12 protein-coding genes and 1 pseudogene are annotated in these 19,321 nt (G+C 46.1%); 6 read left to right on the top strand and 7 right to left on the bottom strand.

Going from position 1 to position 19,321, the window contains the following annotated elements:
* Positions 1–50: 50 nt before the first annotated feature.
* From P4S59_RS17340 to malT, 5 genes and pseudogenes are all read right to left on the bottom strand, one after another.
* Positions 51–359, bottom strand: a complete 309-nt coding sequence (locus P4S59_RS17340; protein WP_046875700.1) for a PTS transporter subunit EIIB — start codon at positions 357–359, stop codon at positions 51–53.
* Complete coding sequence (locus tag P4S59_RS17345) at positions 349–963, bottom strand: SCO family protein (RefSeq protein WP_134646170.1); 615 nt, start codon at positions 961–963, stop codon at positions 349–351. Before P4S59_RS17345 ends, P4S59_RS17340 begins: the two co-directional genes overlap by 11 nt.
* A 9-nt stretch (positions 964–972) precedes the next feature.
* Positions 973–1,398: a hypothetical protein gene (locus P4S59_RS17350; protein ID WP_337168761.1), complete on the bottom strand. Its 426-nt coding sequence runs from the start codon at positions 1,396–1,398 to the stop codon at positions 973–975.
* Between the two features lie 251 nt (positions 1,399–1,649).
* Positions 1,650–2,566, bottom strand: a pseudogene (locus P4S59_RS17355) (DUF368 domain-containing protein).
* Between the two features lie 580 nt (positions 2,567–3,146).
* Positions 3,147–5,855 carry an HTH-type transcriptional regulator MalT gene (gene malT, locus P4S59_RS17360; RefSeq protein ID WP_005396763.1) on the bottom strand — a complete coding sequence of 903 codons (2,709 nt, stop codon included), beginning with the start codon at positions 5,853–5,855 and terminating at the stop codon, positions 3,147–3,149.
* Between the two features lie 735 nt (positions 5,856–6,590).
* Here malT and P4S59_RS17365 point away from each other — a divergent pair.
* The 5 genes from P4S59_RS17365 (at position 6,591) to P4S59_RS17385 (ending at position 16,890) form a co-directional block, all read left to right on the top strand.
* On the top strand, positions 6,591–9,044 hold the full coding sequence (locus P4S59_RS17365; protein WP_005396762.1) for a glycogen/starch/alpha-glucan phosphorylase: 2,454 nt from the start codon (positions 6,591–6,593) through the stop codon (positions 9,042–9,044).
* A 117-nt stretch (positions 9,045–9,161) separates the two neighbouring features.
* The gene (gene malQ, locus P4S59_RS17370; RefSeq protein ID WP_005396760.1) at positions 9,162–11,342 is read left to right on the top strand and encodes a 4-alpha-glucanotransferase; all 2,181 of its coding nucleotides are present in this window, start codon (positions 9,162–9,164) and stop codon (positions 11,340–11,342) included.
* Between the two features lie 282 nt (positions 11,343–11,624).
* Complete coding sequence (gene glgB / locus P4S59_RS17375) at positions 11,625–13,820, top strand: 1,4-alpha-glucan branching protein GlgB (protein ID WP_256965374.1); 2,196 nt, start codon at positions 11,625–11,627, stop codon at positions 13,818–13,820.
* A gap of 151 nt (positions 13,821–13,971) precedes the next feature.
* Positions 13,972–14,649, top strand: coding sequence for a monofunctional biosynthetic peptidoglycan transglycosylase (gene mtgA, locus P4S59_RS17380; protein ID WP_301612520.1), 678 nt, complete (start codon positions 13,972–13,974; stop codon positions 14,647–14,649).
* Positions 14,650–14,829: 180 nt separating this feature from the next.
* Positions 14,830–16,890 carry an alpha-amylase gene (locus P4S59_RS17385; RefSeq protein WP_301612518.1) on the top strand — a complete coding sequence of 687 codons (2,061 nt, stop codon included), beginning with the start codon at positions 14,830–14,832 and terminating at the stop codon, positions 16,888–16,890.
* A gap of 67 nt (positions 16,891–16,957) precedes the next feature.
* On the opposite strand, the gene P4S59_RS17390 is transcribed toward P4S59_RS17385, so the two are convergent.
* Positions 16,958–17,674: a DsbA family protein gene (locus P4S59_RS17390; RefSeq protein ID WP_258459264.1), complete on the bottom strand. Its 717-nt coding sequence runs from the start codon at positions 17,672–17,674 to the stop codon at positions 16,958–16,960.
* A 96-nt stretch (positions 17,675–17,770) separates the two neighbouring features.
* Entirely contained in the window at positions 17,771–18,058 is a 288-nt protein-coding gene (locus P4S59_RS17395) for a hypothetical protein (RefSeq protein WP_182034891.1), read from the bottom strand.
* 445 nt (positions 18,059–18,503) lie between these two features.
* On the opposite strand from P4S59_RS17395, the gene P4S59_RS17400 reads away from it, so the two are divergent.
* A complete protein-coding gene (locus tag P4S59_RS17400) occupies positions 18,504–19,265 on the top strand; it encodes an IS5 family transposase (RefSeq protein WP_110176700.1) in 762 nt (253 codons plus the stop codon).
* Positions 19,266–19,321 lie beyond the last annotated feature (56 nt).

Here is a 19,321-nt window from a genome sequence, read left to right on the forward strand (position 1 = left end):
AGAGAGTATAGCCGCCCTTTTTCTTAGAGGGTAGCTATACTGCGAAAATATTAGCTTTGTTTGTTGATGCGCTCTTCCATTATCTGCGAATACGTGTTGGCTTTTAAGCCGTATATGATTTGGACATGACGCTCATCCAGTATCACGACGCCATGTGCGCCATGATTTTTGAGTGCATTTTTATCTATGATGGACGTCGTTCTGAGGGTAAGACGTAGCCGAGTCGCGCATGCTCCAGTTTCTAGCAGGTTTTCTATCCCCCCAATGGCGTCAATGATCGTATCGACGTCTTGTTCGACATTGGGGTTGGTTTGAGTTAGGAAACTGAAAAACTGTTTCAGCACTGACTTAACTGTCATTTGAGGAGCCTTCAGTCGTCAGTTTTGAAATGGCTTCAACAATCGGTGCCGGCGAGAGTGTATGCGGTACCTTGGTGATTAACGTGCCATCCGGCTTCAAGAAGTAAAAGTAAGAGCTGTGATCAAGCGTGTATTTGAGCTCCGAGCCTTCCAATTCGGTTTTTCGGAAAATAACACCATAGTTGTGTGCCAAAGGTGTGGTTACATCAAGCGGTGCCGATAGGCCTTCAATCATTGGATGGAAGTAATGGGCATATTTCGCCGAGGCATCGGCCTCATCACGCTCTGGATCTAAAGAAATGAACATTGGGCGCAGTTGTGCTTTTTGCGTTTCATCGATTTGATTCAGGGCCCCTGCCAGCATAGCAAGCGAAGTTGGGCAAACATCTGGGCAGCGAGTAAAACCAAAATAGACGACTCGAATGCGAGGGTCATTCACATCGAAGATATTGACGGCTTGGTCATTTTCCCCAAACAATACCGTTTGTTGAGAGGTGGAACTATCCACTTGCTCTGGCTTCGTTTTCTGATTATCTAAATAGCTTTTTACGCCAAACCCGAGGGCGAAAGCAACTACGAGAAATAGGGACCAATTGCGGCTCATAACGATTCCTTATCTTTGCATTTTTATAGCAGGGTAAACGGTACTCTCTCCATCACTGAGTTCACCAACCCAGGTCATGGCGTCTTGAGTGCAAACCGGCAGAATGATGTCACCTTGATATTGACCGGAAGCGACTTGCTTCAGTAAAAACTTGGGTTCTCCCATCTCCATTTCTCTTCCTGAAAGGCTTAGGACGAGTTGTTCAGCATCGCTTGTGTGCCACTCAACATTCAGAGTAATAGGGACCAAGGGTTGAGCAGTATCTGCGTTGAGCGTCATCGTAACATTCTCTTGAACGCACGAGGCAGTAGAGAGAAAGCAATACTCATCTATCGGTTTGATCGGAGTGGATGAAGAAAAGCTTTTTAGTAAAGTTGGGGCATAAAATCCCGCAACCAGTGCGGCTGAAACAGCGGCGACTTGTAACACTTTCATTAAGGTTCAGCATTTATCACTTAACATTACCTGCATCGTAGCACAGAAGCGTCATTCGCCAACTCGTGGCCTAGATAAATTGTGCGTTGTGCCTCGATGACAGAGATCAAAATAACCGCGCGGTATAGGGGTTGTTGAATCAAGCCCATAAAGATTTTCAATTGCGATGATTTTCTCTTAGCCAACAAACAAGAACGGAGCCAATTGGCTCCGTTCTTGTTTGTTGATTCCGTATTGATTTGATACCGCAGTTACTTGTCTGAATCTGCGAATTTTTCGAGGCTCAAAACCAGCGCAATGGCAGCAAGCATCATCACAACGGCAAGCACTAACTGAGAAGGTTGTGACGTCACGTGTTCAAATTCAAATGGTGATAGGTTGTGCTGTAGCAAGGGCACTTGCTCACCCTTTGAATTGGTGCGCCAAGTGATGGTTTCTTTCCAAGGCCAAATCTTTGGTAACGTACCAATCATTAAGCCTGTCAAAAACATCAGAGTGAAATCGCGGAACTTGCGTAGTAACCACGACAATAGATGCGAAAAGGACAGCAAACCAATCACACAACCTGACAAAAACAGCGCCAATGTATCGACTTGGAAACCTTTCACGGCGGCTAATACAGGTGCATACATCCCAATCAATAACAAGATAAAGCTGCCAGAGATGCCCGGTAAGATCATCGCGCAAATCGCGATAGCACCAGCGAACAATGTGTTAATGGCCGTTGGTTCCATGTGTAAAGGTTTAAGCACGGTGATGCTGTAAGCAAACCCGACACCAACAAGTAGAGTCACAAAGCGGATAAGATCACGTTGTTCAACCTGACGAACAATGTGATAGACCGATACCAAAATCAGACCAAAGAAAAATGACCAAAGTGGGATCGGGTGTGTGTCAAGAAGCCAAGTGATCAACTTTGCTAGCGTAGCAATGCTGGTGAAAATACCGGCAAACAGAGCGATAAGGAAGAAACCGTTGATGTGATTAAAGGCGGCTTTAACCCCTTTTTTCGCCAAATAGAGAAAAGTGATGGGTTAATGCGTCGAACGCTCTCAAGCAGCGTATCGTAAATGCCGGTGATAAACGCGATGGTGCCGCCTGATACGCCAGGAACAACATCTGCTGCGCCCATGGCGATTCCTTTGAAGAAAGTAATTAAGTAGTTCATTGCTCTAATGCTAAGTCGTTTCGATGGCACAGAGTATACAAACATTGCGACGAAAAAAGTATGAAATAGTGCTGTAGCTACTGGGTTTTATATCCAAGTAATTGCTTATTTTTGTTACAGGTTATGAGGTGATTCTAATGCAACAATATCTTAATGTTTGGTTTACATTATTGAGATGATTAACTGTACTATCAATGGCTACGTTTGTTGCATTATGCAAATGCAATTTGATAATTGAATTTGCGTTTTGCTATATTTTATATAGGCAAATTCACTTTATATGAGATCCTGTGCCCAAAAATAAGTCTTTGCATTTTGGCATGATTAATGCATAATACTGCTCGACCCTTCTTAAGCCGAGGGTCACCTAGCCAACTGACGTTGTTAGTGAATACAATTTGTTCACACTATATATAAGCCAATCGCGATTATTGCGGTTGGCTATTTTTTTATATGAACAACGTTACTTACGTGCTTTGCAAATTGCATTTTCTTCGTTCTAGACTCATAAAAAAGGGCTGACGCATCACGCCAACCCCTTGTATTTCACTTTAGGTTTTAATCTGTTTTCTTGAGCTGATCAGTACCCCATCAACTGGAGTAAATTTTCAGCTGTCACAATGGCCTCTTTACGATTGGCGATATTGAGCTTTTGGTACAAGTTGCGAATGTGGGTTTTAATCGTGGTGCCTGCCACATCAAGCTCTTGCGCGATTTGCTCATTACTGAAACCAGAATAAATCAAACCAAGCACCTGCCACTCACGTTGAGTCAGTGGGCTTGTGCGAACCAGTTCCGGTACGTTAGGGTGGTTTACTAGCTTCTCAATGAAGTCTTCATCAAAGTGAATAGAGCGGCTGCGCTGATTGGAGGAAATATCCTTCATCAATTGTTGAGCGCGGTGACGTTCTAGATCGCCTAACTCATGGCGGAGGCTTAACTTCTCCAGTAGTCCGCCAATGGTGGCGCCATCAATGAGGAAATTACCTACCATCCCCGTCTGGTTTGTCATCACTAACGCTTCTTTTAGCAATGCTTTTGCTTGCTCTTCGTCTTTTTGGCGAGCAGCAAACACTGCTTCGACCACTAAGTTGCGATTAGTATCTGTGATCAGGTTGGTTCGACGAGCTTCACTTTGGAGGAAATCCAATGCTGCGCGCGCTTCGGTATATTGACCTAAGTTGATGTGCGCTCGTGCAATGTTGCGCCATTGCAATTGTGAAAAGTGGTTGCATGCCGATTCAGGACGAACTGCAGTGTTGAGCCATTCTTGCATTGCATCGGTATTCCCGCGCGCTTGCCAAAACAGGATCAACGATAGTGAGGCGTTTGCTGTCCAATCTACGTGGTAAGTCGACTGCTTCATCAAATGTTGAATGTGCTCAATGAATTTACCGGCTTTGTCTAGCTCGCCACGGCCAACCGCAATACGCGCCAGCATCGAGTAGCTGTGTAAGTGCTTACTTGGCGAATGGTTTTCGAGAATTTGTAGACCTCGGTAGGCACATTCTTCTGCTTCATCAAGTCGGTTCCAGCACCAAAGCACTTGCGCTCGAATACGCAGCAAAAACTCGTGCAGAGGAACATGTTGAAGTTGCTGATCTTCAATCAGGCGGAATGCGGAATCTTGCAGCTCAAAGGCGGCTTGTACGTAACCTTGCGCAATCAAAATCTCGCTTTGTTGTAAAATCGCCCATAACGCTTGGTGGTAAACTTGGTACTGACGCGCCAATTTTTCGGTTTGTTGCATCATCGGTAACGCGCGGTCGAGTTTACCTAGCACGTGGTTAACTTCGCCAACAACCGAAGTTGCCACAATGCGGCTACGGTAAATCGTGTTATCAAGTTGGCTAAGTGCTAGCTCCGCTAATTCGAGTGCTTTCTCTGGTTGGTTGCTGTTGATAGCTACTTGAGCAAGCAGCGCGTTTGCTTGACCTTGATAATGAATATCTAACTCGATGTTACGCTTTTTATGCTCCTCTTCCGCTTCTTCAAGCAGGTGGCCTACTTGGTTATAACGGTGCTGACTTTGAGCCAACCAAGCTCGGAGCATCGTAAGTTTTGGGTGGCTGAACAGAAGCTCAGCATCCAACTTATTAATTGAGCTTTCCAGTGTGCTGAGCTCGCCTTGGTTAAACATCTTCCAGCCGAATTCGTTTAGAATTTCTACCACCAAGTCTTTATCGTTCGACTTTTGTGCATGGTGAATCGCTTGGTGCGGTGCTTTTTGTTGTAACCAGGCAACAGCTGCATTGCGGTGGAGATCTTTTTCTTGCTGAGGAATACGCGCTTGGCGCTCATGAGACAAAAACTCGCCAAATAAGTTATGGAATCGGAACCAGTTTTGCTCCCCTTCGAGTGGGTAGATGAATAAGCCGTAGCGGTTTAATGATTCGATCAAACCAAGTGCATCTTCGCGTTGGGTGAGGGCAAACACCAACTCATCATTGAAGTGGTCAAGCACGGAAACTTGCATCAAGAAATGACGAGTTTCGTGATCGAGTAGGTCAAATACTTCTTCGACCAGATAATCCCACAAATGCGCGTGATTGAACTGTGATACAGACTCTACGGTTTGCGCCAATGTGCGGTTTTGATGTTGCGCTTGTAACGCGATCAACTGCATCGCCGATGGCCAACCTTCCACATAGGTTCTGAGGCTGTTTGCCATGTCTTCGTCGATGCCATCGGCAATACGCTGATTAAAGAAGCGAGTCGTTTCTTCGGTATCGAACGCCAACATCTCGTTGCCGATTTCGATCATTAAATCACGAACACGTAAGTTTGCAGTACCCAGAGGCGGCGCTGCACGACTTGTTACCACAACGGTGAGGTTGTCTGGCATGTGTTTTAAGAAGAAACGCATGGATTCATGAATTTCATCGTTGGTGATCAAGTGATAGTCATCCAGCACCACGTAGCACTCTTGATGAAAATCAGCCATTTCCGCGAATACTTCGCTGAATAAAGAACGTAGAGAAGAGATCTGGCGTTTTTCCGCCAGTTTTTGTGCGTTAGAGCAACTGAAGTTGGTGGCTTTGTTTAATGCTTGAAGCAGGTAGTTCACAAAACGAAAGCCGTCGTTATCGCTGTCATCAATGCTGTACCAACCGACGTTTGGTTTATCGGATAGCCACTGCGCTGCCATGGTGGTTTTTCCGTAACCTGCAGGGGAGCGGAATAAAACCAATTTGTAGTAAGGCGCTTGCTGTAGTAAGTCCAACACTCGTGGGCGCACGATGGCATTGTGCAGGCGTCCTGGTCGAGTAAGCTTAGATGGAATCCACATTAGTAATTATGTCCTTATTTATGTATACCCAAGTGATTGCGACATGATCATTTCAGTAAGGCCCCCTCGAAAGCTTCGTCTTACTGAATGATGTCATCAGCATCAAAAACTGCTTGAATGCCGGTTGATGTCGCCTCTTGTTGGGGCTTGCATCCGTCTGAAAAACCATTCCATACGGTCACTTAGATATAAAAGCTAGCGAAAACTAGAAATAACTCACACCGCCTAATTCTAGTTTGTATAAAAAGCGTACAATCCTGTGAGCCGTGTGGGATGTTACGACATCAGAAATGTCCGTTACTTTGATCCACTTCCTAATTCTCAAGGGTTGATGGATTTACCATCAACTACGCCCTTTATTTGTGATTCTTGTCACTTAAATATCTTTTGTGTCGAGTGTATTAAGATCTCGTTGCACATCGATTATGAAAAATCTTTCCATGTTAACCAAGTTAATGTGACCAATATTACAATTTTCACATCATCAGATGAGTGGGCTATAAAAAGAGTCATGAGCGGGTTTTAACCTTTCTCATATTCCATTGTGATCAAAATCACTAAGAACTGGAGCAAAGCTCACTTTGTTGAGATTTGGATCACTAACCTAGCAATGGTACCCCCTCTACGCCCTCAGCCCTCCTCCTTCAAAGGATGAGAATTAGGAGGATGTTTATTCACAGAGGTAAATGCACGATGTATGGCAGATGAATTACCAAAAGACGTGAGAATTTCGTAATGAAACCTACTCAACAAAAACAATTTGACAAGAAGTCGTTCCAAGAAAGCGTAAAGAAACACCTATCTGTAACTTACGCTCACACGATTGAAAACGCAGACAGCCGCGCTTGGTACCTAGCAATGGGTCATGCACTGGCTGAGTTCACTACTCTAGATTTGCTTGCTACTGAAGAAGATCCGCGCATTAAAAGTGCGAAGAGCGTTAACTACCTTTCGCTAGAGTTCCTTATCGGTCGTTTGACGGGTAACAACCTAATCAGCATGGGTCTGTACGAACAAGTAACAGAAGCAATGGCTGAACTGGGTTACAACCTAACTGACCTGCTAGAAGAAGAACGTGACCCATCATTGGGTAACGGTGGTCTTGGTCGTCTAGCGGCATGTTTCATGGATTCATGTGCGGCGCAAGAATTCCCAACCGTCGGTTACGGCTTGCACTACGAATACGGTTTGTTCAAACAGTCTTTTAAAGATGGTCGCCAGCAAGAAGCACCTGATGCATGGCGTGGTGTAGAAGGCTACCCTTGGGAAATTGCTCGTCCAGAACTTGCTCAAGAGATCGGTTTCTACGGTCACGTTGAAGTGGTGAACGAGAACGGTAAAGAAGTTCGCAAATGGGTTCCTGGCATGTCTGTAAGAGCAATGCCTTGGGATCTACCAATCGTAGGTTACGAATCAGACACGGTTTACCCGCTACGTCTTTGGGAATGTCAGGCAATTGCACCATTCTCGCTAGCAAGTTTTAACAACGGTGACTACTTCGAAGCGCAGCACGCACTGATCGACGCGGGCAACATCACTAAAGTGCTTTACCCGAACGACAACCACGAGAAAGGTAAAACACTGCGTCTAATGCAACAGTACTTCCACTCAGCTGCGTCTGTACGTGACATCCTACGTCGCCACGAAGCAGCTGGCTACTCGCTAGCGGATCTACCGAAGCAAGAGACTATCCAGCTTAACGATACGCACCCAACGATTGCGATTCCTGAGCTAATGCGCATCCTGATGGACGAAAAAGGTCTAACTTGGGAAGCGGCTTGGGAGATCAGCTCTCAAACATTCGCGTACACAAACCACACGCTACTTCCAGAAGCACTAGAGACATGGCCGGAGTCGCTAATTCAGCACCTACTACCACGTCACATGGAGATCATTTACGAGATCAACCACCGCTTCCTACAAGACGTACGTGCAATGTGGCCGGGTGATGTCGCGAAACAACAGAAGCTTTCTATCATCGAAGAAGGTTTCCACCGCATGGTTCGCATGGCAAACCTATGTGTAATTGGCTCTTACGCAGTAAACGGTGTAGCGGCACTTCACTCTGAATTGGTTAAGAAAGACCTGTTCCCAGAGTTCCACGAAATGTACCCAACACGTCTACACAACGTAACGAACGGTATTACGCCACGTCGTTGGTTGAAGTTCTGTAACCCAGGTCTTTCTAAGCTAATCACAGAGAAAGTCGGCCCAGAATGGCCAGCGAAACTAGAGCAACTAGAAGGCATCGCTAAGTACGCCACTGACGAGAAATTCCAGAAAGAATTCATGGCAGTGAAGAAAGAGAATAAAGAACGCCTAGCTAACTGGGTGAAAGAGAACATGGGTATCGAACTCGATACTAATGCGATCTTTGATGTTCAAATCAAGCGTCTGCACGAGTACAAGCGTCAGCACTTAGACCTTCTACACGTACTGTCTCTGTACCATCGCATTATTAACGAACCAGGCTTCGAATGTGTGCCTCGCGTTGTGTTCTTCGCAGCGAAAGCGGCACCGGGTTACCACCTAGCGAAAGAAATCATTTTCGCTATTAACAAGATTGCTGAGAAAGTGAACAACGACCCTCGCATCGGCAACAAGCTGAAAGTGGTCTTCATTCCTGATTACCGCGTGAGTATGGCTGAAATTATTATTCCTGCGGCGGACGTATCACAACAAATTTCACTTGCGGGTAAAGAAGCATCAGGTACTGGTAACATGAAGATGGCGCTTAACGGTGCCCTAACGATCGGTACGATGGATGGTGCTAACGTTGAGATTCGTGAAGAAGTAGGCGATGAGAACATCTACATCTTCGGTCTAGACGTTGAAGGTGTGAAAGCGCTGAAAGCTCAAGGTTACAACCCATTTGATTACTACAATGCGGATCACCTACTCAAAGCGTCTATGGACCTACTACTGGGTGAAGAATTCACTCCAGGTCAACCAGGCTTACTGCGTGCAACGTACGACAGCCTACTAGACGGCGGTGACCCGTACTTATGTCTTGCGGACTTCGCATCTTACGTGAAAGCGCACGAAGACATGAGCGAACAATACAAAGACCAAGCTGGCTGGGCGAAGAAAGCCATTCTTAATACCGCCCTTGTCGGCAAGTTCACCTCAGATCGCTCAATTCGCGACTATGTGAACAACATCTGGAAACTAAAAGCGGTTCACCGTTAATAGAACAGAGTTAAGACCAAGGTAGCCAAGCGCTACCTTTGGTCATTTTCCAAAAGAAGTTATTGATAACAATAAAACCCTACATGGAAGGTGTTGGTATTACCTTCGGAGAAAGCGATGAAAGAACAAACAGCATTAAAGAAAGTCGCGGAAATGGCGAGATTGGCTGATAGCTATGTCAGTGCTTGGGGAGATGAGGCAAAAGTGTCTGAGGAGACGCTACGCCGCTTGCTCGCTTCGCTTGGCTACGATACTAGCAGCGATGAAAAACTATTGGCTTCTGCTGAAAAGAAACATAAAAAAGACGTACTAGCCCCTGTTCTTGTTTTACGCGACGGCGAACCAGTCGAAGTGGAACTAAACCTAGGTACGAGTGCTCGTGAGAGTGAATTCAGCTGGCGTTTAGAAACAGAACAAGGAGAGGTACTTGAAGGCTATCTTCAGTCCCAAATTGTTCGTGATGAGCGTGCTGAGGGTGGCCCTCTAGTGTTTGCATTGCCAAAGAACTTGGCTTGGGGTTATCACAAATTGATTGTCAGCCGTAAGCGTCGTAAAACGCCTTACGAGATGTCATTGATCATCACGCCGAAAGCGTGTTTCAAACAAGACGATCTAAACCAACATAAAAAGCTATGGGGTCCTAGTATCCAGCTTTACACACTGCGTACTCAGCACAACTGGGGTATCGGTGATTTTGGTGACCTAAAACAGTTGGTGAGCGATATCGCTTCTCGTGGCGGTGACTTCATTGGTTTGAACCCGATTCACTCACTGTTCCCAGCGAACCCAGAAGGCGCGAGCCCATACAGCCCGTCTTCTCGTCGTTGGTTGAATATCATGTACATCGACGTAAGTTCTGTACCTGAATTCGCACTGAGTGCTGAAGCTCAGCAACGTGTTGGCAGTGCAGAGTTTCAACAGCGTCTACAAAAAGCACGTGACTCTCATTGGGTGAACTACACAGAAGTTTCGCAACTGAAAATGAGCGTTCTTCCGCTGCTGTTTAGTGAGTTTAAAGCTCGCCATTTAGACAAAAACACCGACCGCGCTCGTGCATTCTTGGACTTTGTAGAAAAAGGTGGCGACAGCTTGTTACACCAAGCTGCATTCGATGCGCTTCATGCTGATTTACACGCAGAAGATTCAAACATGTGGGGTTGGCCTGTATTCCCTGAGAAATACCGCACATTCGACGCAGCCGGTACTCAGAAATACATCAAAGACAACCAAGACCGCGTTCACTTGTACATGTACCTACAGTGGATCGCAGACGATCAAATCAAAGAAGCGCAGTCACTGGCAGAAGAAAAAGGCATGGCTGTGGGCTTGTACCGTGACCTTGCTGTCGGTGTTGCCGACTCAGGCAGTGAAACTTGGGCCGACGACGGTAACTTAGTGTTGGACGCCAGCATCGGTGCGCCGCCGGATGTACTTGGTCCTCTGGGTCAAAACTGGGGTCTGCCACCGCTTAACCCTCAAGTTTTAGAAGCGACTGGTTACGACGCGTACATCAAGTTGTTACGTGCCAACATGAAGCACTGTGGTGCACTGCGTATCGACCACGTACTTGGCCTGCTTCGCCTTTGGTGGATTCCAAAAGGCGAGAAAGCGACAGAAGGCGCTTACTTGTACTACCCAGTGGAAGACATGCTCGCAATCCTAGCGCTTGAGTCACACCGTCATCAGTGTTCAGTGATTGGTGAAGACTTGGGTACTGTGCCAGATGAAATCGTCGATATCCTACGCGATGCAGGTGTGCACTCATACAAAGTATTCTTCTTCGAAACTTCGAAAGAAGACGGTGGGTTCATTTCTCCGAAGCACTACGCAGAGCAATCGATGGCGGCACTGTGTACGCATGACATGCCAACCCTGCGTGGTTTCTGGCACTGCGATGATTTGAAAATGGGTCGTGAGATTGGCCTTTACCCAGATGAAAAACAGTTGGAAGGCTTATTTGCTGATCGCTTGAAGTGCAAGCAAGGCATCTTAGACAGTGTTCGCTGGCACGGTTATTTGCCAGAAGGCATTGGTCATGATGCTCAGTACGTACCGATGGACTCGTACCTAAGCGAAGCGCTGCAACTGCACGTAGCAGCGGGTGACTCTGCACTGCTTAGCGTTCAGCTTGAAGACTGGCTAGAAATGGATCAACCGGTCAACATTCCTGGCACGGTGGATGAGTATCCAAACTGGCGTCGTAAATTGTCGATGAACCTAGATGAAATCTTCAGCCGTGAAGATGTGAATCGCATTTCTAAACGCCTCACTGAAGTTCGCGCACAGGCGAGCAAATAAGATGCGTAGAGTGACGTAGGTGAATGAGCGGATTACCAATTTTGTTAGCTCAGAGGTACGAAAGTTCCGTCTAGGTCACTCATTCCGAAAACACAATCCGTTAGGATGAAGTACCGTTATTATGCCCGCGACAATAGCGGGCATTTTTTGTTTTTGACATCGCTTGATGCATACATGTTTTAAGCGAAGTCTTTTGTGAGTTCACAACGTTGGCTGTGGAGAAACCGATGTTTGATTCAGATTTCTGGTCTTGAAAAGGATATTGGCTCTAGGGAGAAAGATTTGAAAACCACCAAAACCAAGAAAATAAAGAAACAACACGAACGCGCATATGAACTGCTTGCTGAGGCGGCTTACTCAGACCCATTTTCGGCGTTGGGGCCATTCATTGATGATGGCGAAGGATCGCTGCGAGTGTGGATGCCGGGCGCAAACAAGGTTGAACTGCTTGTTAATGGCGAACCTCGCGTGGCGCTTGAGCGTGATGGTGACAGCGGTTTTATCTTAAAAGAGCAACGCGACTTACACCTGTCCCACTACCGTTTAGCGGTCGATTGGAATGGTGTTGAACAAATTATTGATGACCCGTACCAGTACCACAATATCTACCAAGAGTACGAGCATCTGCATACACCAAAAGACATGTATCACTACATGGGCGCGCACTTTGTCACGCTAGAACGTGGCGGTGAAAACATTTCCGGTGTTCGTTTCCTTGTCTACGCACCGCATGCATCGGCTGTTAGCCTTGTGGGTTGCTTCAACCAATGGGACGGTCGTCGTCACCCAATGCAACGTTTAGATTATGGCATTTGGGGCTTGTTCATTCCTGGCTTAGAAGAAGGCGTTCAGTACAAATTTGAGCTCAAAGGGCCAAATGGGGAAGGGCTGCCACACAAACAAGACCCTTGGGGTTTCTACTCTGAGCAGTACCCATCGTTCGCGTCCATTACTTACGATCACAAGCGTTACCAATGGCAAGATGCGAAATGGCAAAACCGCGCAGTGACGCAAAAGCGTGATGAAGCGTTATCGTTTTATGAGCTGCATGCTGGGTCATGGAAGCGCAACGAGAAAGGCGATTTCCTCAACTACCGCGAACTCGCGGAGCAGTTGGTTCCATACCTTGTGGATATGGGCTACACCCACGTTGAGCTGATGCCTGTGTCTGAGCATCCATTCTATGGTTCATGGGGCTATCAACCCGTTGGCTTGTTTGCGCCAACCAGCCGTTTTGGCTCACCTGATGATTTCAAATTCTTCGTGGATGCGTGTCACCAAGCTGGTATCGGTGTAGTGCTGGATTGGGTTCCTGCGCATTTCCCATCGGATGATCATGGCTTAGCGAACTTTGATGGTACGCCTCTGTTCCACGACCCGGATCCGCGTCGCGGTTGGCACCAAGATTGGAACTCATACATCTACGATTTAGGCCGTGAACATGTGCGTCGCTTCCTTGTATCGAACGCACTGTACTGGTTTGAACAATTCCATATTGATGGCATTCGCGTGGACGCTGTCGCGTCGATGCTCTATCTCGATTATTCACGTAGCCACGATCAGTGGGTACCGAACGTCGACGGTGGCAACGAAAACTACGACGCAATCGCAACCTTAAAATGGATGAACGAAGAAGTGTACAAGCACTTCCCGAATGCGATGACGATTGCGGAAGAGTCAACGGCGTTTCCGGGGGTGTCTGCGCCAACCTTTATGGGTGGTTTAGGTTTTGGCTTCAAGTGGAATATGGGGTGGATGCACGACAGTCTTTCATACATCAAAGAAGATCCTGTTCACCGCAAATACCACCACAATACCATCACATTCCCGCTGGTTTATGCGCACAGCGAAAACTACGTCTTGTCTCTCTCTCACGATGAGGTGGTGTACGGAAAAGGCTCTATCCATAACAAGATGCCAGGTGATGAATGGCAGCAAACCGCAAACCTACGTGCATACTACGGTTACATGTATGGTCAACCGGGCAAAAAGCTGAACTTCATGGGCGCGGAAATCGGCCAAACGGCGGAGTGGAACCACGATGATCAGTTGCAATGGTTCTTGCTGGAATACGAACGTCATCAAGGCGTTCAAAAGCTGATGCGCGATTTGAACCACTTGTACCGAAATGAAGCGTCGATGCACGATCAAGATTGTGTTCCTGCTGGTTTTGAGTGGCGTCTACAAGACGAAGCGGATGCGAGTATCCTAGCGCACGAGCGTATCAGTAAAGAAGGTGAGCGTATTTTGATCATCACCAACTTTACGCCCGTACCACACGAGCGTTTTCGTTTAGGCGTTCCAAATGCAGGTCAATACGAACTACTGCTGAACACGGACGACAGCAAATACGGCGGCAGCGATTTTAAAGTGCTAACCAGTGTGAAAACGGAAAAAGTCGAAAGTGAATCACTGCCTCAATCACTTGAGCTTCGTTTACCACCACTTTCAACCGTGTTCTACAAGCTGAATAAATAATTCAGTCTAATCAAATTCTAAGCCCGTTTTACATTGTAAATCGGGCTTTTTTTGACCTGTTTTTGACCTCAAAAACTTGTTGTTCCTGATTGAATCAGGCAAGCTCGCTGGTTTGTTTATCATCAATCGCTAATGCATTGGGGAACCACTCATGTTGAAAAGGCTTAAGTCATTTCTATTTAAAATGGTGTTGATATTACTGATTGCCCCAATCGTTTTGGTTGGTGTGGTGAAATATGTCGATCCACCAATATGGGGATGGAAGTTAAGCCGCATTGTTGCGCCACCAAAGAACTATCCAGACAGCAGCCAACATGAATGGGTATCCTTGTCGCGTATTTCAAAAAATATGCAGTTAGCGGTGATTGCGACCGAAGACCAAAAATTCCCTCATCATTATGGTGTCGATTTCGAATCGCTATTCGACGTGATTTCCGAGGCCGGTGATAATGGTCCGTCGAGAGGCGCGAGCACCATTACCCAACAAGCTGCGAAAAATGTGTTTTTGTTTCCGTCTCACTCCTACGCTCGCAAGGCTTACGAGCTTTACTTTGCCTTGCTGATGGAGCTGATGTGGAGTAAAGAGCGCATTCTCGAAGTGTATCTAAATGTGGTTGAATTTGGTCCCGGTATTTACGGTGCAGAAGCGGCGGCGCAGAATTATTTTGGTGTCAGTGCAAAGCAACTCTCGAAGTGGCAAGCAGCGCGTTTAGCCGTGGTGTTGCCAAACCCATATCGAATCAAAGTCTATCCACAAAGTGATTACACTGCTCGCCGCACAAGATGGGCAATGAATCAAATGAGCAATCTTGGCAGCGTGCAACTTTAAGTTCCTAAATCCATTGTGTTTAAATAGAACTACGCCCCTATATCAATAAAATGTGAAGCGTCACACCCTTTGGGGCGTAGGCAGTTAGAATGATGTGTTCAGTTTCTTATCTAGGCACAATTAGTGTGAATAAAACTAATAAATGTGCATGGTTACCATGTGCTACCAATGGACTGAACGATGAAACTGAACCTGATTACCACTACTTTACTGCTTGCGTCGGCAAGTGCCATCGCCGAGCCTAACATCACCATTTCTACCACGACCAACAGCCGTGACTTCCCATTAAGTGCAGAACAGCCTTTGGTTGTGCCTCTAACCAAAGACGGATACACGCTAAAAATCACGGGCGTTGAAGGTGACTGCGTTGCACCCGATGGTCAGAAAGTGAAGTTCAACAAACCTCTTGCGCTGAACTGCAGTAAGCCAACGGAGCTGCCATTAAAAATCCGCTTTACCGGCGATTACTCTTTTGCTTTTGATGCAGAAGCCAAAACACTGCGTTTTAAGCGTGAACCTAAGAAAGCCGCCAAGAGTGAGTTCAAACGCCCAATTCCACAAGTACAATGTGAGGTTTACCAAGGCGGAGAAGTCACCATTGCGTTAGGTGACAGTTTCCCGGATGGCACCAAGTTGCGAGATGCTTACTCGGGGCAAATGGTTGAAGTGCAAGATCAGCAAGTATCGCTGACGCCAAGCAAAGACTCTGGCGGCCTAGTGCTTTTAGAGCCTGTACAGAAAACCAAAGAAGCGGTGCCATTTGATTACCGAAACGCGAACATTTACTTCGTGATGGTTGACCGTTTCAACAATGCTGATACGGGCAATGACAACAGCTATGGACGCAAGAAAGACGGCAAAGAAGAGATCGGTACTTTCCACGGCGGTGACCTTAAAGGCGTGATTGAGAAACTTGATTACATCAAAAGCCTAGGTACAGACGCGATTTGGTTGTCGCCAATCGTTGAGCAAGTGCACGGCTTTGTCGGTGGTGGCGATAGTGGTTCATTTCCGTTTTATGCATACCACGGCTACTGGACGCGTGACTTCACCCAGATTGATGAGAACTTCGGTAATGAACAAGATTTAAAAACGCTGGTGGAAGAGGCACACAAACGTGGCCTCAAAGTCTTGATGGATGCGGTTATCAACCATTCTGGTTACTCAACATTGGCGGATCTACAGTTCGACGGTATTGATGTGTTAAAGCCTAATGCCGAACTGCCCAAGAAGTGGGGCGACTGGCAACCAAAAGCGGGTGAAAATTGGCATAGCTATCACCAGAATATTGATTATCAGAGTCCGAACTGGGCTAAATGGTGGGGCGGCGATTGGGTAAGAACCGGCTTGCCAGGTTACCCAGCTCCGGGCAGTAGCGACATCACCATGTCATTGGCGGGGCTGCCTGACTTTATCACTGAACAAGGCAAAGCTGTAAAACCAGCTCAGTGGCTATTAGATAACCCTGGCACTCGCGTAGAAGCTCGTGACAATTACACCGTCTCGGATTACTTGATTGAGTGGCAAACTGACTGGGTGAAACGCTTCGGCATTGATGGTTATCGCGTCGATACGGTGAAACACGTCGAAGGTGAAGTTTGGAAGCGTCTAAAAGAAGAAGCATCGAACAGCTTAGAGCAGTGGCGTAAAGAAAATGGCAAATCAGGTCAACCGTTCTGGATGATGGGCGAAGTCTGGGGACACACCGCGTATCGCAGCCCTTATTTCGATGATGGTTTTGACGCGTTGATCAACTTCGATATGCAGAAGAAGCTAGACAAAGGCGCGGCGTGCTTTAGCCAAATGGCAGACACTTACCAAAGCTATGCGGACACTATCGCGAACGAGAAAGACTTCAACCCAGTCAGTTACATGTCTTCTCACGATACGGAGTTGTTCTTCTCTCGCTTCAAAGACTACGGCATGCAGCGTAACGCCGCGAATGCACTGCTTCTGAGCCCAGGTGCTGTTCAGGTTTACTACGGTGACGAAGTGGGTCGTAACATTGGTCCTTACGCGGATGATTTCCACCAAGGCACACGTTCAGACATGGTTTGGAAACTATCGGATGAGAAGCAAGCGCTGCTCAAACATTGGCAAACCCTTGGTCAGTTTCGTAAAGCGCACCCAGCGATTGGTGCGGGTCAGCACGAAGTGATTGAACAAGAAGGCGCGTATGTGTTCTCTCGTTCACTTGGCGATGACAAAGTCGTCGTAGCGTTTGTTGGGCGCGATAAGTAACCAAACGTTCTTTATGTCGATAAATAAAAAGCCCTTCCTTGGGTTCTCAGGGAAGGGCTTTGTTGTCTTAGTTCGCCAGTTCTTGGTCGATGACTTTTTCTAGCTCGTCAAACGGCACATAGCCAGGAATGACTTGATCATTAATAATCAACGCGGGCGTGCCGCGTAAACCAAGTTGCGTGAAATACTGATAGTTTTTATCAAGCAGCGCTTTGGTCTCTTTGTCGTCGACAAGCTGCGCTTCTGTCCCCGTTTTGTTCGCGATTTGTTTTAACGAACGTGCATCATGTGCGCCCGGTTTTTTCACCAGTAACTCATGCACTTGTTCGTACTTATCTCGCTGGTTTTGCCAAACATTTAATGCGTAACTTGCCGAGTTGTAGCCGTTTTTCTCGTATTGTTCTTTAAAAGAGACATTGAGGTTAAGCACTTTTATCTGCGGATATTCTTTGCCAACTTTGACCAGTTCTCCTTCTAAACGTTTACAAAAAGGGCAACTGTAGTCCGTTACGTTAATAATGGTTAACTCAGGGTTTTCAGCTCCAAAAGAGGAATGTTTGCCATCACTTAGATAGTGACGAACCTCCTTCAAGGTGTCTCCAAATGACTGTTGATACGCAATGTACTCTTGAAGGTTTTGGTGCAATGAATCAAGAATTTGAGGATTCTCTTTTAGTATCTGAGTAACTTCCTCTAGCTTTTGTTCTGCGGTCTTTTCTGATGCGAAAGATACGGCAGGTACGATAGCCATCGTTAACGTCAAAAGTGTACGAGTGAATGTCATAATATTTCCTAAAACTTTTAGATTTCGTTGTTTGTTATGTGAAGTGAATAAAATACGTACAAAAGTCAGGCGATAAGGTCTTTCGCCTTGCTAGGTTTATTCTCTAAACACGCAAAGTTTTAGGTGAACCCGACACTTTTCCGGTATCGGTTCTGTGTATTCCAGATAACGAATTGCTGTGGATGCCATCGGCAGCGCCACAATCAAAGCAAACAGAAAAAATGGAATAAGAATATGGTCCAACTGGTGTTGGTACGCTTGAACCAGTTTCTCTGAAAGGTCGCAAGATGGTGATAAATTCACACTTTCATCTTGCTGACTCTGTATTTGGTGAGCCTTAGGGCAGCTTTTCGAGAAGCCGGAGTTTTGGCTTAAACATACCATCACCACCCAAAACACGAGGGCGAGTGTCCACTTGGCTATTTTAGGTTGTGAGCGTAACAATGGGCTGCCTAGTCCTGTTGATTCTGGTTTATGCCGTTTGCATATGACCGGATAATCCTAACCTAAATTTCATTATGGAATGTTACTTTCGAGTTAATCGATATCGCCTCAATGCCAAAGTATGAAGTACGTCATGAATGTTGTAGAAAGCAATATTCGTTGGAATCATTAGTCGGATTGATGAAGAAGTCCTGAGGTATCGATATAGATTAATATACCTAATTGTTAGCACAAATTTTTATTATCTTTCAAATGTGATTAAAATCATAAAACAAAACTTCATAACTGAGTCGCTAGGGCGTGTTGATCTTTCGTGAGTGTTTTTTGAACAGCATGGTAAAGAGTTATAATTTGCTTCGCCAAAAGTAAAACTATAACCAATACCATGCCAAGAACAATGCTAACTGATATTCGCTGGGAACTGCTACTCCAAGTTATGAAAAGTACAGGTCGTATTTACGATAAAACTGAACATCGAATGACATTTGAAGGAATACTTTATCGAATGAGAACAGGTGTTCCTTGGCGAGATCTCCCCTCTGAGTTCGGAGAGTGGAGTAGCGTTTACAGACGATTTAATCTTTGGTCAAAGAAAGGGGTTTTAGATAAACTTTTCAAAAGCTTATCTAGTATGGCTGATTTTGAATGGGTCTTTCTTGATGGCTCTATAGTTCGAGCGCATCAGCATAGTACAGGTGCAGCGACTGAAAGCTCAGAGCAAATAGGAAAAAGTCGCGGGGGCAACTCAACCAAAATTCACTTAGCCGTGGATAGTGGCGGCCTGCCGATTTGCTTTGATTTATCAGAAGGACAACGCCACGATATAGTACATGCCGAAAGCTTAGTTGAGCAACTCGATGAAGTTAATACCATCGTTTGTGATAAAGGATATGACAGCGAACCTTTCCGTACTTTTGTTAAGGAACGTGGCGGAGAAACGGTAATTGCTAAACGCAATTACGGACAAGATATAGACAAAGACAGCATGGATTGGTGTCTATATAAGTATCGTCACTTGGTCGAAAATGCCTTTGGGAGAATTAAGCATTATCGAGCTATTTCAAGTAGATATGACAAGCTAGAAAGGAATTATGCCAGCATGTTATCGCTGGCATTCATGTTAATGTGGCTACCGATGTATTGTTGATCACGAAATGTACAGCAAAGATCAACACGCCCTAGAATGTTCGGCAGGCGGATTGA

It is taken from the genome of Vibrio sp. M60_M70, assembly GCF_037162085.1.
Classification (GTDB): Bacteria; Pseudomonadota; Gammaproteobacteria; order Enterobacterales; family Vibrionaceae; genus Vibrio; species Vibrio diabolicus.

Excerpts from the sequence above, each read along its gene's own strand:
- P4S59_RS17340 (WP_046875700.1), bottom strand. The coding sequence starts at position 359 with ATGACAGTTAAGTCAGTGCTGAAACAGTTTTTCAGTTTCCTAACTCAA.
- P4S59_RS17345 (WP_134646170.1), bottom strand. The coding sequence starts at position 963 with ATGAGCCGCAATTGGTCCCTATTTCTCGTAGTTGCTTTCGCCCTCGGG.
- P4S59_RS17350 (WP_337168761.1), bottom strand. The coding sequence starts at position 1,398 with ATGAAAGTGTTACAAGTCGCCGCTGTTTCAGCCGCACTGGTTGCGGGA.
- malT (WP_005396763.1), bottom strand. The coding sequence starts at position 5,855 with ATGTGGATTCCATCTAAGCTTACTCGACCAGGACGCCTGCACAATGCC.
- P4S59_RS17365 (WP_005396762.1), top strand. The coding sequence starts at position 6,591 with ATGAAACCTACTCAACAAAAACAATTTGACAAGAAGTCGTTCCAAGAA.
- malQ (WP_005396760.1), top strand. The coding sequence starts at position 9,162 with ATGAAAGAACAAACAGCATTAAAGAAAGTCGCGGAAATGGCGAGATTG.
- mtgA (WP_301612520.1), top strand. The coding sequence starts at position 13,972 with ATGTTGAAAAGGCTTAAGTCATTTCTATTTAAAATGGTGTTGATATTA.
- P4S59_RS17385 (WP_301612518.1), top strand. The coding sequence starts at position 14,830 with ATGAAACTGAACCTGATTACCACTACTTTACTGCTTGCGTCGGCAAGT.
- P4S59_RS17390 (WP_258459264.1), bottom strand. The coding sequence starts at position 17,674 with ATGACATTCACTCGTACACTTTTGACGTTAACGATGGCTATCGTACCT.
- P4S59_RS17395 (WP_182034891.1), bottom strand. The coding sequence starts at position 18,058 with ATGGTATGTTTAAGCCAAAACTCCGGCTTCTCGAAAAGCTGCCCTAAG.
- P4S59_RS17400 (WP_110176700.1), top strand. The coding sequence starts at position 18,504 with ATGCCAAGAACAATGCTAACTGATATTCGCTGGGAACTGCTACTCCAA.